Source organism: Cellulosimicrobium sp. 22598 (genome assembly GCF_052044445.1).
GTDB classification, from domain to species: Bacteria; Actinomycetota; Actinomycetes; order Actinomycetales; family Cellulomonadaceae; genus Cellulosimicrobium; species Cellulosimicrobium cellulans_G.
The window spans coordinates 154010-168638 of record NZ_JBQEMZ010000009.1 but is presented as its reverse complement, the minus strand read 5'-3'; the positions used below and the strand labels follow the sequence as shown (position 1 = coordinate 168638).

Here is a 14629-nt window from a genome sequence, read left to right as displayed (position 1 = left end):
CCCGCACGTGCGGGAGCGTCGCCCGCCCTGGCGCGCCGAGCATAGCGGCATCCTGCCCCGCCGATGAAACCCCCAAGGGTTGGTAAAACCGACTGGTGGCCGCCGGTTCGCGCACGGCCGTCGAACCCGGGGTCGCTCCTCACCGGCGCGGCCGTCCGGGGAGAGACCCCGGGTTCGGCGGCGACCTATCCTGGCCGGGTGCCGACCCCGCCGACGACCGCGCCCGCGACGCCCACCGTCGCCGTCCTGCTCGCGGCCGGGGCCGGGACCCGGCTCGGGCGCGGGCCCAAGGCGCTGCTCCCCCACCGCGGCGGCACGCTCGTCGAGCACGCGACCGCCGTCCTCCTCGCGGGCGGGTGCGACGCCGTCGTCGTGGTCCTCGGCGCCGAGGCCGCGCGCGTGCGAGCCGGCTCGTCTCTCGACGTGCCCGAGGTGCACGTCGTCGACAACCCCGGCTGGGCCACCGGGATGGCGTCGTCCCTGCGCGTCGGCGTCGCCGCCGCCCTCGACCTCGCCCCCGCCCGGGTCGTCGTCGCGCACGTGGACCAGCCCGGCGTCGGGCCCGACGACGTCGCGCGCCTGCTCGCCGCGCACCGCCCCGGGCGCGTGACCGCGTCGCGGTGGCGCGCCGACCCCGAGGGCGCAGCAGGGGCGCACGGCGCGGTGGGGTCGGAGGTCGCTGCGGACGACGCTGCGGGGGCGGAGCGCGCGGCGGAGGCGGACCGTCCTCGGTGGGCGCACCCGCTCGTCCTCGACGCCGCGCTCGCGCGGCCCGCCGCCGCGAGCGCCCGCGGCGACCGCGGCGCGCGCGACTTCCTGCGCGCCCACGCCGACCTGGTCGACGTCGTCGACCACCCCGGCGACGGCCGCGACCTCGACACCGCGGCCGACCTCGACCTCCTGGACGACCCCACGCCCCGCTGAGCGCGGGAGACGGTCGCGCCGACCGGCGTCGGACGCGACTGTTCTCCGCGCTCAGGGGGTGGTGGCGGCCTTGATGCCCAGGTAGACGCGGTCGCGGGCGAGCGGGAGCTCCGTGAAGCGCACGCCCGTCGCGGCGCGGATCGCGTTGGCGAGCGCGGGGGCCACCGGGTTGAACGGGCTCTCGCTCATCGACTTCGCGCCCATCGGCCCGACCGTGTCCGACGTCCGCGCGAAGTAGACCTCGCTGCGCGGGGTGTCCGCGAAGGTGGGCAGGTGGTACTGGCGGAAGATGTCGGTCGTCACGCGACCGGTGTCGTCGACGATCACGTTCTCGTAGAGCGCCGCGCCGAGGGCCTGAGCGATGCCGCCCTCGACCTGGCCGCGGCACTGGCGCGGGTTGACGACCTCGCCGGCGTCGGCGGCCTGGACGGACTGGAGGATGCGGATCTCGCCCGTCCCGCGGTGCACCGCGACGCGGAAGCCGTGGACGTTGAACGCGACGGAGCGCGGCGTGCCGCCCCAGCGGCCCTCGGCGACGAGGTCGATCCCGGCGTCGGCCGCGGCCCGCGCGACGTCGGCGAGGGGCAGGAGCGTCCCGGCGCAGTCGACGCCCCCGGGCACGAGCCGGCAGTCCCCCGGCGCCGCGCCCGCCATCCCGGCCGCGACCTTGAGCACGGCCTCGGCCAGGTCCTGCGCGGCGGCGAGCGACGCCTTGCCCGCCACGACGGTCCCGGTCGACCCGAACGCGCCGGTGTCGTGCTCGAGCAGGTCCGTGTCCGACTGCCGCACGACGACGTCGGCAGCGTCCTGCCCGAGCGCGCTCGCGACGAGCTGGGCGTGGACGGTCGTCGTGCCGTTGCCGAACTCGGCCGTCCCGACCTCGGCCTCGACCACGCCGTCGACGCGTAGCCGCACGCGCGCGTGGGAGTAGTGCCCGCGCGGCGGCACGGTGTCGATCATGGACAGCGCGGTGCCCTCGCCGACGCCCCACTCGGGGCCGAGGTCCGGGAGCGTGCCCGGCCCCGACCCGGCGCCCGCCCCGTACGCGGCGACGTCGCGCGCCCGGCCGCGCGCGAGCGCGTCGGCGGCCAGGTCGAGGCACTGGTCGAGCCCGTAGCTGCCGTAGAGCACGTCCTCCTCGGGCGTCGGGTGCGTGGAGAGCATGGGATCGCCGTCGCGCACGACGTTGCGGCGCCGCAGCTCGAGCGGATCCATGCCGAGCTGCCGCGCGAGCTCGTCGACGGCGGACTCGACGGCGAAGATCATCTGCGACAGCCCGTACCCGCGGAACGCTCCCGCGGGCACCGTGTTCGTGTAGACGCAGTGGGCGTCGACCTTCTTGTTCTCGCACCGGTACACCGCGAGCGACTCGCCGCACCCGTGGAACATGACGCCCGGGCCGTGGTTCCCGTACGCGCCCGTGTTGCTGAGCACGTCGAGGTGCAGCGCCGTGAGCGTCCCGTCCCGTCGCGCGCCCGCGCGCACCCGGATGCGGAACGGGTGGCGCGTCGTCGTGCCCACGAACTGCTCGGTGCGGGTCAGCTCGAGCTGGACGGGCCGCCCGAGCCGTAGCGTCGCGAGCGCCGCGACGTCCTCGGTGAGCACCTCCTGCTTGCCGCCGAACCCGCCGCCCACGCGCTCGCAGTGCACGCGCACGCGCTCCGGGTCGAGGTCGAGCACGCGCGCGAGGTGGCGCCGCGCGAGGAACGGGACCTGGGTGGACGACCGCACGACGAGCCGGCCGTCGTCGTCGAGCGACGCGATGGCGCAGTGCGTCTCGAGCGCGGCGTGCTGCACGCGATGGGTGCGGTAGGTGGCCTCGTGCACGACGTCGGCCTCCGCGAGGCCGCGCTCGACGTCGCCGAGCTCGGAGTGCACCTCGGCGACGACGTTCGCCTCGGGCCGTGAGACGCGCGCGGCGGCGGCGTCGAGCTCGGGGTGGACGAGCGGCGCGCCGGGCGTCATCGCGTCCTCGGGATCGACGACGGCGGGCAGCATCTCGTACTCGACGCGCACCCGCCGCACGCCCTCCTCGGCCGCCGCGACCGTGTCCGCGACGACGGCCGCGACGCGCTGCCCGACGTGCCGCACGACGTCGTCGAGGACCCGCGTGTCGTCGGGGTCGTCGGTGAACAGCTCGTGCTGCGCGGTCGAGAACCGCGTCGCGGGCGCGTCCTCGTGCGTGAGCACGGCGTGCACGCCCGGCACCGCGAGCGCCGCCGACGCGTCGATCGTGACGACCCGCGCGTGCGCGTGCGGCGACCGCACGAGCTTGAGGTGGAGCAGGCCCGGGTAGTCCGCCGGGTCCACGTCGAGCGTGTACCGCACCGTCCCGGTGACGACCCCGCGCCCGGCCGGCGCGGGCACGTCCCGCCCGAACGCCGAGGGAGAGACCTGGTCACGCGAGGGAGAACCCTGGTCCGCCGAGGTAGAGGCATGGTCCACCGAGGTAGAGGCGTGGTCACCGCCCGAGGGCGTGCGCTCCCCCGTGCCCCGGGCGGTCCCGGTCGTGTCGCCGCGGCCGAGGACGGCGTCCTCGATCGCGCGGTAGCCGGTGCAGCGGCACAGGTTCCCCTTGAGGTTGCGCGGCAGGTTCGCGCGCTGCGCGTCGTCGAACGTCGCGGCGGTCATGATCATCCCCGCCGTGCAGAACCCGCACTGGAACCCCTGCGCGTCGAGGAACTGCTGCTGCACCGGGTGCAGCGCCTCCTGCGGGCCGTGGGGGTCGTGGTCGCACGCGCCCGCCGCCTCGTCCCCTGCGGCACCGCCCGGGCACGACGTCGCCGCGAGCCCCTGGATCGTCGTCACCTCGTGACCGGCCGCGCGCCGCGCGGGGTAGACGCACGAGTGCACGGGGACGCCGTCGACGTGGACCGTGCACGCGCCGCAGTCGCCGCCGTCGCAGCCCTTCTTGACGCCGAGCGCCCCCTGCTCGCGCAGGTACGTGCGCAGGCACTGGCCCGCGCGCGGCTCGGTCGACGCCGTACGGCCGTCGATCGAGACGGGCGGGGTCGGGCGAGGGTCGATCGCGGTCATCGGGGGTCTCCGTCCGTGCCGCCGCCGAGCTCGGAGAGGAGCTCGGAGCGGATCTCCTCGCCGAGGCGGTAGGTCATGTCCCGCCGCCACACGGGCAGGCCGTGGATGTCGTCGTGGTAGAGGTCGGTCGGGATCGCGGCGTCGAGCGCCGCGGCGAGCCCGGCCGCCGTGGGCAGGGTGTCCGCGGCGAACCGGAGCTGCACGGGCCGCCGCGTCGAGGCGGTGACGGTCAGGACGAGCCCGCCCCCGGCGTCGGGCGGGTCGACCCGCCCGATCAGCAGGACGCCCGAGCGCCCGAGGTTCGAGAGGGACAGGCGCCGGAACGCGGTGCGCGACCGCAGCGCGTGGTCGGGCACACGGATCGCGCGCAGGAGCTCGCCCGGCGCGAGCGTGTTGGTCAGCTCTCCCGTGACGAGCTCGGCGACCGGCTGCTCCCGGCGGGTGCCGCCCGGACCCCAGACCTCGGCGACGCCGTCGAGCGCGGCCGTGAGGGAGATCATCGGCCCGGCCGGGAGGGACGTGCAGACGTTGCCGCCGACCGTCGAGGTGTTCCAGATCTTGAAGGACGCGACGAAGCTGTCGCAGCACGGGCGCACCAGGTCGAGCGCGGTCCAGCGCTCGCGCACGGGCGCGGCCTGCAGGCTCTCCTCGAACGCCCACAGCTCGGCGACCGTGCACGTCGCGGCGATCTCGAGACCGTCGTCGGTGACCACGAGCGCGGGCCAGCCGGCGCTCGTCACGTCGAGCAGGCGCCGCAGCGTCTGGCTGCCGTAGGAGAACAGGACGGTGCCGCCCGCGAGCCAGGCGTCGCCCTCGCGCCACTCACCGGGGTCGACGGTCGGGACGAGGTCGGTGACGGTGCTCAGGTCCATCAGGAGGCCTCCTCGGGGATCGGCGCGGCCATGGCCGCGGGGTGGGGGTCGGACGACGCGACGGGAGGGTCGGCGTGGATCGGTCCGTCGGTGCCGCTCAGCGGGACGACGGCGGCCCGGCCGTGCCGGGTCGCGACGAGCTCCGCGGTGATCGAGACGGCGACCTCCTCGGGGGTCACCGCCCCGAGGTCGAGGCCGATGGGCGAGCGGAGCCGCGCGAGCGCCGCCTCGGTCACGCCCTCCGTGCGCAGCGCGGCGACGCGCTGCGCGTGCGAGCGGCGCGAGCCCATCGCCCCGACGTACGCGAGCGGCAGGTCGAGCGCGAGGCGCAGCAGCGGCACGTCGAACTTGGCGTCGTGCGTGAGGACCGCGACGGCCGTCCGCGCGTCGACGCGACCGGCGGCGGCCTCGGCGGCGAGGTACCGGTCCGGCCACTCGACGACGACCTCCGCCTCCGGGAAGCGCCGGGGGTCCGCGAACACCTCGCGCGCGTCGACGAGGGTCACGCGGTAGCCGAGGAGCCGCACGTGCCGCACGAGCGCGCCGGCGAAGTCGTTGGCCCCGCACACGAGGAAGCGCGGCGCGGGAAGGCGGGTCTCGACGAGCAGCGTGACGGGCTCGGTCTCGTCGCACGCGGCCCCGCCGCCTGGCGTCGCTGCGCCGTTCACCGGGTCGGGCGCCGCGCCGGGCGCCGAGACCCGCGGCGCTCCGTGCGCCGCGTGGACCGTCGCCGTGCCGCCCGCGCGCAGCACGGCGACCACCTGCGCCGCCGCGGCGTCGAGCGCGGCCGGACCCACCAGGTCCCGCAGCGCCCGGGCGACGCTCCGCTCGTCCGCGGCGCCGGGGTCGTCGACGAGGACCGCGGTGCGCTGCGCGCCGTCGATCCGGCGCACGAGCGCCGCGCCCCCGCGCCCGGCGGCCTCGGCGTCGCCGTCGGACGAACCCGTGCCAGGACGCGGCAGGGCGTCCGCGCCCGCGCGCGCTCCGCCGTCGGACGGGGCCGCCAGCGCGGCGAGCACCCGGGCGGCGTCGTCCCCCGGGAAGACGGGCTGGACGTGGACGTCGAGCGTGCCGCCGCAGCTCAGCCCGACGGCGAACGCGTCGTCGTCGCTGTAGCCGAACGTCTCGCGGTGGCTCGCGCCCGAGGTGATCGCGTCGAGCGCGGCGGCGTGCACCGCGCCCTCGACGCACCCGCCGGACAGGCTGCCGAGGACCGCGCCGTCGGCGCGCACGGCCATCGCGGTGCCGACCGGTCGCGGCACGGAGCCGGACGCCGCGACCACCGTCGCGACGGCGAACGGGGGCTGCCCCGGGCCGAGCCACGGGGCGAGCTGGTCGACGATCTGGAGCATCGTGGGCCTCGCTTCCGCCAGGGTGCCGGCGAACCGGCGTCCTTCCAGTGAACCCTTGCGGTGAGTCCCCTGCGTGTCCGAGGTCGCGTCGGCCGTGACGCGCCGGAAACACAGGGCTTGAATCCGCCCTTGGACTGCTCTCCCACGGGAGGAGAGGTGTTCCGCTGAATGGAAGTTCACTTCCACTCGACGGAGTCCACGCTAGCACGCGGTGTCGCCCGGGTCACGGGTCGCGCACCCGGAACGTCTACGATCGGGCCATGACCGCGGTCTCGCTCGGGATGCCCAGGCTGCGGTCGGGCGCGCCCACGGACGCCTCGACCGACCTCGCCCCGGGCCGCCCCGCGACCGAGGCGCTCGTCGACCGCTACGGCCGCGTCGCACGCGACCTGCGGATCTCGATCACCGAGAAGTGCTCGCTGCGCTGCACCTACTGCATGCCCGCCGAGGGCCTCCCCGCGATCCCGCGCGACGACCTCCTCACGCCTGCCGAGATCGGCCGGGTCGTGCGCGTGGCCGTCGGCCGACTCGGGATCACCGACGTCCGGTTCACGGGCGGGGAGCCGCTCATGCGCCGCGACCTCGCGGACATCCTGCGCGCCGCGCGCGCGGCCGCGCCCGACGTGTCGCTCTCGCTGACGACCAACGCGATCGGGCTCGACAAGCGCGTCCACGAGCTCGTCGCCGCCGGCCTCGACCGCGTGAACATCTCCCTCGACTCCGTGGACCGCGAGGACTTCGCGCGGCTCACGCGCCGTGACCGGCTTCCCGACGTGCTCGCCGGCATCCGGGCCGCGCTCGCCGCCGGGCTCGCGCCCGTCAAGCTCAACGCGGTGCTCATGCCCGAGACGCTCGCGGGCGCCGCCGACCTGCTCGCCTGGGCGGTCGACCACGGGTGCCACCTGCGCTTCATCGAGCAGATGCCGCTCGACGCCGACGGGCACTGGACGCGCGACGACCTCGTCTCCGCGACGGACCTGCTCGCGGTGCTCGGCACGCGCTTCGACCTGCTCGAGGTCGGCCGCGACGACCCGTCCGCACCCGCCGAGGAGTGGCTCGTCGACGGCGGACCCCAGACCGTCGGGATCATCGCGTCCGTCACGCGCTCGTTCTGCGCCGCGTGCGACCGCACCCGGCTCACCGCCGAGGGCACGGTCCGGTCGTGCCTGTTCGGCGACGACGAGACCGACCTGCGCGCGATCCTGCGCTCCACGGACCTCGCCGAGGACGAGCGCGACGACGCGCTCGCCCGTGCGTGGCAGGGCGCCATGTGGCGCAAGCCGCTCGCCCACGGCAGCGACGCCCCGACGCTCGCCGCCGACGCGTTCGCGCCGACGTCGCGCAGCATGGGCGCGATCGGCGGCTGAGCGTCGCGACGGTGGCGCAGATCATAGGGTGAAGCCGGTCACCGCGACGCGTCTGCCCAGGTCACGCGGGACGGGCCTTCCTACCATGGATGCCGTGACGACGATCTCCCCTGCACCCCTCAACCGCCCCGCGAACTCACCCTCCGACGCGCCCACGGCGACGCCGGACAACACCACCTCCGCGCTGCCGATCTACCGCACCGACGAGCGCTCCGGGAGCTGGAAGGCCGGGACCAAGAGCGTCCTCGGCGCGGCGATCGGCGCCGTCGTCGGGACCGTCGTGCTGAGCTGGTTCGGCCTCGTCCTCGGCACCGCCGTCGGGCTGGGCATCGGCATGCTGCTCGACAACCGCCCCACCACGCGCTGACCCGACCCGACCCACCCACGGTCCGCGCGACGAGCGCGAGACCGGGAGCGTCCCGCCCGACATCGTCGTCGCACGGCGGATCCGCAGCCCGACGCACGAGAGGCGAGAAGTGGTCCCTCCCCGGCCCGAGCCGGGGGCCACTTCTCGCCTCTCGTCGTTCGCCGGCCCGTTCGGCGGCTCGTTCGCCGGCGCGGTCGCAGGGGTCGGTTCGCTACAGCCCGACCCACTCCGAGACGCCGTCGTCGAAGTGCTGCCGCTTCCAGATCGGCACCTCCGCCTTGATGCGCTCGACGAGCAGCGAGCACGCCTCGAACGCCTCACGGCGGTGACCCGCGGCCGCCGACGCGACGAGCGCCACGTCGCCGATCCCCAGGGTCCCGTACCGGTGGACGGCGGCGACGCGCAGCCCGGTCTCGGCCGCCACACCGGCCACGCACCGTCGGATCACTGCGGTCGCGTCGGGGTGCGCCTCGTAGTCGAGCCGGGTCACGCCGCGGCCGCCGTCGACGTCGCGGACCACGCCGCGGAACGTCACGACGGCGCCGCACTCGGGGCCCGCGACCGCGTCCTCGACGGCGCGCGACACCGCGTCGTCGAGCACGTCCGTCGTCACGCGGCTCACGTCCTCGGACGCCCCGCCCTGGGCCGCCCCCGGGGACTCGCCCTGCGTCTCGCTCACAGCTCTCGTACCTCCACCTCGGTCCCGGCGGCCCACTCTGTCACGTCGGCGGGCACGTCCACGAGCACGTCCGCCCGCGCCATCGACGCGACGAGGTGCGACCCCGCTCCCCCGACGACCCGGACCGTGCCGTCGGGGCCGGTCGCGCCGCGCAGGAGCTGTCGCTTCCCCGCGGGCGAGGTCAGCGGCTCGGCGAGGACCGCCGTGCGCACGCGCTCGGCCCCGGGCAGACCCGCCGCCCGCTCGAGCGGCTCGCGCAGGAACATCGCGAACGACACCTGGGCGCTCACCGGGTTGCCGGGGAACGTGAGCACGGGCGTCCCGTGCACGGTGCCGAACCCCTGCGGCCCGCCGGGCTGCATCGCGACCGACCGGAACGTGACGCCCGGCGACGTCGCCCGGCCGACCTCCCGACCGGCGTCCTGACCGGCGACGGCACCGGGGCCCCCGAGCACGTCCTTGACCACCTCGTACGCGCCCTGCGACACGCCGCCCGACGTGACGACGAGGTCTGCGACCGCGGTCGCCTCGGCGAGCACGGCGGCGAACCGCGCGGCGTCGTCGCCGCAGCGTGCCGTGCGCACGACCTCCCCGCCCGCGCGCCGCACGGCGGCGCCCAGCGCGTCGGCGTTGGCGTCGAAGACCTGGCCCGGCCCCGGCGTCTCGCCCGGCCCGACGAGCTCCGACCCCGTCGACAGGACGGCGACGCGCGGCCGGGCGACCACCCGCACGACCCCCACCCCGCACGCCGCCGCGGCGGCGAGGTGGTGCGGCGCGAGGACGGTGCCGTCCGCGAGGAGCACGTCGCCGGGCCGGACGTCGGAGCCCGCCTCCCGCACGAAGTCTCCCGCCGACCGTGGCACCCGTACCTCGACCACGTGGCTCGCGCCGGGGACGGTCGGGTCGGCCCCCGTGGGACCGCCGACGTCGGGTCGCGACGTGCCCGCGAAGGTCCCCGCGACGGTGTCCTCGACGGGGACGACGGCGTCCGCGCCGTCGGGCACGGGCGCACCCGTCATGATGCGGGCCGCGGTGCCCGGCGCGAGGCGCGCAGGGACGCCCGGGGCCGCGGGGATCTCGGCCGCGACGCGGAGCCGGACGGGCGCGTCCGCGCTCGCCCCGACGACGTCCGCGGTCCGCACGGCGTAGCCGTCCATCTGGGAGTTGCGGAACAGCGGGACGGCGACGGGCGCGACGAGGTCGCCCGCGAGGACCCGGCCGAGCGCGTCGTCGAGGACGACGGTCTCGGTGCGCGTGCGCCGTCGGGCCGCCTCGACGAGGGGGGCGAGGAGCGCCGCGACGTCCGCGCGGTGCTCGTCGACGCTCACGCGCGCAGTCCCGGCCATGCCTGCCCTCCCACGTTCCCGTGCACGCCGACGGGCCACCCGGAGGAGCGGGCGACCCGTCGGCCGTGCGGTCGATGCCGAGGCTCAGCCTCCCACGACCGCGGTCAGGGGACCGCGCACGAAGTACACGACGAACCCGGCCGCGACCACCCACAGCAGGGGGTGGACGTCGCGCGCCTTGCCGCACGCGAACCGCAGCAGGACCCACGTGACGAACCCGATCCCGATGCCGTTGGCGATCGAGTACGTGAGCGGCATGGTCACGATCGTGAGGAAGACCGGGAGGGTGACCGTGAAGTCGGTCAGGTCGATCTCCTTGATCTGGCCCATCATCATCGCGCCGACGACCACGAGCACCGCGCTCGCGACCTCGATCGGGACCACGGCCGTGAGCGGCGTGAGGAACATCGCGACGAGGAACAGCCCGCCGGTGACGACGGATGCGAGGCCCGTCCGCGCGCCCTCGCCCACGCCCGCGGCCGAGTCGACGAACACCGTGTTCGACGACGACGACGTCGCGCCGCCGACGACCGCGCCCACGCCCTCGACGACGAGCGCCGACTTGATGCGCGGGAAGTTGCCGTCCGCGTCGGCGAGGCCGCCCTGCTTGGCGAGCCCCGTCATGGTGCCCATCGCGTCGAAGAAGTTCGTGAAGAACAGCGTGAACACGAGCATCGTCGCCGCGAGCGCCCCGATCCGGTCGAACGCGCCGAACGAGAACTGCCCCAGCAGGCTGAGGTCCGGCACGGAGACGAGCGAGCTCGGCAGCGTCGGCACCGTGAGGTGCCAGCCGCCGGGGTTGTCGTCGGACGCCGGGCCGAGGTGCAGCACGGACTCGGCGACGATCGCGACGACGGTCGTCGCGACGAGACCGATGAGCAGACCGCCCTTGACCTTGCGCGCCACGAGGATGCCCATGGTGAGCAGGCCGACGACGAACACGAGCGTCGGGACCGAGGTGATCGAGCCGCCGTCGCCGAGCTGGACCGGCGGCCCGCCCGGGGTGCGCGTGACGAACCCCGCGTCGACGAACCCGATGAACGCGATGAACAGGCCGATGCCGACGGTGATCGCCGCCTTGAGCTGGCGCGGGACGGCGTTGAAGATCGCCGACCGCGCGCCCGTCACGGCGAGCAGCACGATGAGCAGGCCGTTGACGAGCACGAGCCCCATCGCCTCGGGCCACGTCACGTCGCCGATCACGGCGACCGCGAGGAACGAGTTGATGCCCAGCCCGGCCGCGAGCGCGAACGGGAGGTTCGCGACGAGGCCGAACAGGATGGTCAGGCCGCCGGCGGCGAGGCCGGTCATCGCACCGACCTGCGCCGTCTGGAGCCACCCGCCCGCGACGTCGACGGGTGCGTTCTCGGCGCTCGTCCCGCCGAGGATGAGGGGGTTGAGAATGACGATGTACGCCATCGCGAAGAAGGTCACCAGGCCGCCGCGGAGCTCGCGTCCCGTGGTCGAGCCGCGCTCGGTGATCCTGAAGAAGCGGTCCAGCCGGCCGGTGGCCGGGCCGGTGCCGCGTGCGTCGTCGTTCTCGGCGGTCTCCCGCCGCGTGCCGAGGAGGGTCACGTCCTTGTGTCCTTTCGGTGCGAGATCGCGGTGCTGATCGGCCGCGCGGCCGCTCAGTACTCGATCCGGGACTCGAGGACGCGCCACGCGTCGAACGGCGCGGTGGCGGTGGCCGTGCGCTCGTGCACGACCCGCATGCTCCGGTCGGCCGGGTCCGCGGCGAAGAAGTCGTAGAACTCGGCGTCGTCGAACCCGGCGCTCGCGGCGTCGTGGCGGTCGGCGGCGAAGTACACGGTCTGCACGCGCGCCCAGAGGGCGGACGCGAGGCACATGGGGCAGGGCTCGCAGCTCGAGTAGAGCATCGCGCCGGTGAGGTCGAACGTGCCGAGCGCGGCGCACGCGCGCCGGATCGCGGTGACCTCGGCGTGCGCGGTGGGGTCGTTGTCCTGCGTGACCCGGTTGTTGCCCTCGAACACCTGCCCGTCGGCGGTGACGATCACGGCGCCGAAGGGTCCTCCGGCGTTCGCGACGCTGTCGACCGCGAGGGCGACGGCTCGGTCCAGGTGTGCTGCGTCCACGACAAGAGTGTCCATGGTGAGTCTCCACGGTTCGGGCAGCGACGCCGGGTGCTCCGCCTCCGGCTGTCCGGCTCGTCGATGAGCCGGGAGGAGGCGGCCGGCGGGCCGCTGCAGGCGAGTTGTCACTTCCGCCTGGTAGGTAGCTGCCGGTGTCGGATCGATCGCGTCGACCACCGAGCGTGTCGCTCGGCCCGGGCCCGCCGTTGGCACGCACGACGCTAGCAGCGCGTGACCGAGGACACAAGAGATTCGGAAGAACTTTTCCACACCGTGGACAGGGCGGTGGAGAACTCCGCCACACCCGGCCCGTTGCGGAAGGAACTCCCGCCCGGAAGAGTTGTCCCAGCGCAGGGCCGGCCCAGGGTTGGCCCGAAGGCCCGAAGATCCCCGCTCGCACGTCCGACGCCCGGGGGCGTCGCCCGTCCCCGACCACCCGGAGGCCCCGTGACCGAGCCCGCTCCGCCGTCCTCGTTCCCGATCGTCCGCGTCCCCGCCCGGCCGGGCCCGCCGCTGCGCTTCCAGCTGCGTCCCGTCGCGCCGTCCCTGCGGTCGTTCCTCGCGACCGAGGCGGGCGGCGCGGTGCTGCTGCTCGTCGCGACCGTCGTCGCGCTCGTGTGGGCCAACTCCGCCTGGTCGGGCGCCTACGACGACCTGTGGTCGGCGACCGCGGGCTGGCACGTCGGGCCCTGGTCGTTCGAGATGGACCTGCACCACTGGGTCAACGACGCCGCGATGGCCGTGTTCTTCCTCGTCATCGGGCTCGAGATCAACCGCGAGGTGACGAGCGGGGAGCTGCGCAACCGGCGGACCGTCGCGGTGCCCGCGCTCGGTGCGCTCGGCGGCCTCGCCGTGCCGGCGCTCATCTACGTCGCCTTCAACGCCGGGTCGCCCGCGCAGCACGGGTGGGGCATCGTCATGTCGACCGACACGGCGTTCCTCGTGGGCATCCTCGCCCTGTTCGGACCGCGCTGCCCCGACCAGCTCCGGCTGTTCCTCCTCACGCTCGCCGTCGTGGACGACATCGGCGCCATCACCGTCATGGCGCTCTTCTACACCGACGACCTCTGGCTCCCCGGGCTCCTCGTCGCCGCCGTGCTCGTCGTCGTGATCGTCGTGCTGCGGTGGCTCGGCGTGTGGCGTCTGGCGCCGTACGTCCTCGTCGGGATCGCGCTGTGGGGCGCGGTCTACGCGTCCGGCGTGCACGCGACGCTCGCCGGCGTCCTCGTGGGGCTGCTCGTCCCGTCGCGCTCGTCGCGTCCCGTCGACGTCGCGGTCGTGCCCAAGTACGCCAAGCGTCTCGCCCAGGAGACGACGGCGGAGCGTGAGCACCTCACCGAGCTCGCCGCGCGCGCGGCGGTGCCCACGAGCGAACGCCTCCAGCGCGTCCTGCACCCGTGGAGCGCGTACGTCGTCGTGCCCGTGTTCGGCCTCGCCAACGCGGGCGTGCGGCTCGACGCCGAGTCGCTGCGGACCGCGGCGACGTCGCCCGTGACGATCGGCGTCGCCGTCGCGCTCGTCGTGGGCAACGCCGTCGGCATCTTCGGCGCCGCGACGCTCGCCCTGCGCCTCGGGCTCGGCGACCTCCCGGGCAGGGTGCGCTACTCGCACCTGCTCGGCGGCGCGATCCTCGCCGGCATCGGCTTCACCATCTCGCTCTTCATCGCCGAGCTCGCGTTCGACGACGAGGCGCTCATCGAGCAGGCCAAGATCGGCATCCTCGCCGGCTCGCTCGTCGCCGCCGTGCTCGGCTCCCTCGCCCTCCGGTTCGTCGGCGAGCGCTGGCCCCTGTGCTCCCCCGGCGCCGACGGCCCCCCGCCGGAGCTCCCACCCCTCCCCTGGCGCCCACCGGCGACCACCTGAGCACCCCACCCCGCGAGGGAGAACCCTGGTCGGGCGAGGGAACCCTGGTCTGGTCGCAGGCCCGCGAGGTCGGGTCCGCGGCGCGGGTGGCCTCGGTGCTCGGGGCTGCGGCGCCGTCACCCCGGTCTGTCGGCCGTGGGTTCGAGGAGCGCCGCTCTGACGCCCCTTCGCATCCGAGCCCACCCCCACCGCTCGGCGATCGTCTCGCCTGGAGACGCCGGTCGCCGCTCGCGACCATCGGGTGGCCCGCCGAGGCCGGGTCCCCGTGTCGGCTCGGCATGAGCCCGACCAGGCGGTCCTGGTGGGTCGAGCGGGCGAGGTGGGTTCGTCCCGCGCACCGGACGCGCCCGAACCACCTGCTCGACGACGGTTCCGTGACCGGCTGCCCGTTCCGGGCGCGGCGGTGCGGCGGCCCGGCTGGCGACGCGGCGCGGCTCGCCGCGCGGCACGGGCCGAACCCAGCCCCGCGGGCGGTCACCCGAGGTGAGGGCCGACCAGGGCGAGACAGAGCCGGGCGGGGTGGGTGATGGTGCCGCGTCGTGGTCGGGCCTGGCGGGAGCCGCGAGGAACGAGCGGCGGATGGTAGACGCGGCACCACCACCCACCCCGCCACCCAAGGTGACCAGACCGCCGTCGAACACAACAACCACGGCTCTACCTCACGCAACCACGGCTCTACCTCGCGCGACCACGCCTCTACCTCGGCCTACCAGGGCTCTACCTCGCGCAACCC

11 protein-coding genes are annotated in these 14629 nt (G+C 75.3%); 4 read left to right on the top strand and 7 right to left on the bottom strand.

Features of this window, described 5'->3' with window-relative positions:
• Window positions 1-198: 198 nt before the first annotated feature.
• On the top strand, window positions 199-924 hold the full coding sequence (locus tag ACTJIY_RS11835) for a nucleotidyltransferase family protein (protein ID WP_440675062.1): 726 nt from the start codon (window positions 199-201) through the stop codon (window positions 922-924).
• A gap of 51 nt (window positions 925-975) precedes the next feature.
• Here the strand turns inward: ACTJIY_RS11835 and ACTJIY_RS11830 are convergent, their stop codons facing one another.
• Genes ACTJIY_RS11830 through ACTJIY_RS11820 form a run of 3 tightly spaced genes read right to left on the bottom strand, consistent with a single transcriptional unit; the run spans window position 976 to window position 6184 of the window.
• Window positions 976-3960, bottom strand: coding sequence for a molybdopterin-dependent oxidoreductase (locus ACTJIY_RS11830; RefSeq protein ID WP_440675061.1), 2985 nt, complete (start codon window positions 3958-3960; stop codon window positions 976-978).
• Window positions 3957-4832, bottom strand: a complete 876-nt coding sequence (locus tag ACTJIY_RS11825) for an FAD binding domain-containing protein (protein ID WP_440675060.1) — start codon at window positions 4830-4832, stop codon at window positions 3957-3959. The genes ACTJIY_RS11830 and ACTJIY_RS11825 overlap by 4 nt, the downstream gene beginning before the upstream one ends.
• Window positions 4832-6184 carry an XdhC family protein gene (locus ACTJIY_RS11820; protein WP_440675059.1) on the bottom strand — a complete coding sequence of 451 codons (1353 nt, stop codon included), beginning with the start codon at window positions 6182-6184 and terminating at the stop codon, window positions 4832-4834. Before ACTJIY_RS11820 ends, ACTJIY_RS11825 begins: the two co-directional genes overlap by 1 nt.
• Window positions 6185-6444: 260 nt before the next feature.
• Between ACTJIY_RS11820 and moaA the strand changes: the two genes are divergently transcribed.
• Together moaA and ACTJIY_RS11810 are read left to right on the top strand one after the other, a co-directional pair.
• Window positions 6445-7551, top strand: a complete 1107-nt coding sequence (gene moaA, locus ACTJIY_RS11815; protein WP_440675058.1) for a GTP 3',8-cyclase MoaA — start codon at window positions 6445-6447, stop codon at window positions 7549-7551.
• 94 nt (window positions 7552-7645) lie between these two features.
• On the top strand, window positions 7646-7918 hold the full coding sequence (locus tag ACTJIY_RS11810) for a DUF456 domain-containing protein (protein ID WP_253050968.1): 273 nt from the start codon (window positions 7646-7648) through the stop codon (window positions 7916-7918).
• A 211-nt stretch (window positions 7919-8129) separates the two neighbouring features.
• On the opposite strand, the gene ACTJIY_RS11805 is transcribed toward ACTJIY_RS11810, so the two are convergent.
• The 4 genes from ACTJIY_RS11805 to ACTJIY_RS11790 all read right to left on the bottom strand — a co-directional run bounded on the left by ACTJIY_RS11805 (window position 8130) and on the right by ACTJIY_RS11790 (window position 12051).
• On the bottom strand, window positions 8130-8597 hold the full coding sequence (locus ACTJIY_RS11805) for a molybdenum cofactor biosynthesis protein MoaE (protein ID WP_253050967.1): 468 nt from the start codon (window positions 8595-8597) through the stop codon (window positions 8130-8132).
• Complete coding sequence (locus tag ACTJIY_RS11800; RefSeq protein WP_440675057.1) at window positions 8594-9943, bottom strand: molybdopterin molybdotransferase MoeA; 1350 nt, start codon at window positions 9941-9943, stop codon at window positions 8594-8596. The genes ACTJIY_RS11805 and ACTJIY_RS11800 overlap by 4 nt, the downstream gene beginning before the upstream one ends.
• A gap of 84 nt (window positions 9944-10027) precedes the next feature.
• Window positions 10028-11518, bottom strand: coding sequence for an NCS2 family permease (locus ACTJIY_RS11795; RefSeq protein WP_253050965.1), 1491 nt, complete (start codon window positions 11516-11518; stop codon window positions 10028-10030).
• Between the two features lie 53 nt (window positions 11519-11571).
• Window positions 11572-12051, bottom strand: a complete 480-nt coding sequence (locus tag ACTJIY_RS11790) for a nucleoside deaminase (RefSeq protein ID WP_439158971.1) — start codon at window positions 12049-12051, stop codon at window positions 11572-11574.
• Window positions 12052-12480: 429 nt separating this feature from the next.
• On the opposite strand from ACTJIY_RS11790, the gene nhaA reads away from it, so the two are divergent.
• On the top strand, window positions 12481-13896 hold the full coding sequence (gene nhaA / locus ACTJIY_RS11785; RefSeq protein ID WP_440675056.1) for a Na+/H+ antiporter NhaA: 1416 nt from the start codon (window positions 12481-12483) through the stop codon (window positions 13894-13896).
• The last annotated feature ends 733 nt before the right edge of the window (window positions 13897-14629 follow it).

Excerpts from the sequence above, each read along its gene's own strand:
- ACTJIY_RS11820 (WP_440675059.1), bottom strand. The coding sequence starts at position 6,184 with ATGCTCCAGATCGTCGACCAGCTCGCCCCGTGGCTCGGCCCGGGGCAG.
- moaA (WP_440675058.1), top strand. The coding sequence starts at position 6,445 with ATGACCGCGGTCTCGCTCGGGATGCCCAGGCTGCGGTCGGGCGCGCCC.
- ACTJIY_RS11825 (WP_440675060.1), bottom strand. The coding sequence starts at position 4,832 with ATGGACCTGAGCACCGTCACCGACCTCGTCCCGACCGTCGACCCCGGT.
- ACTJIY_RS11790 (WP_439158971.1), bottom strand. The coding sequence starts at position 12,051 with ATGGACACTCTTGTCGTGGACGCAGCACACCTGGACCGAGCCGTCGCC.
- ACTJIY_RS11800 (WP_440675057.1), bottom strand. The coding sequence starts at position 9,943 with ATGGCCGGGACTGCGCGCGTGAGCGTCGACGAGCACCGCGCGGACGTC.
- ACTJIY_RS11830 (WP_440675061.1), bottom strand. The coding sequence starts at position 3,960 with ATGACCGCGATCGACCCTCGCCCGACCCCGCCCGTCTCGATCGACGGC.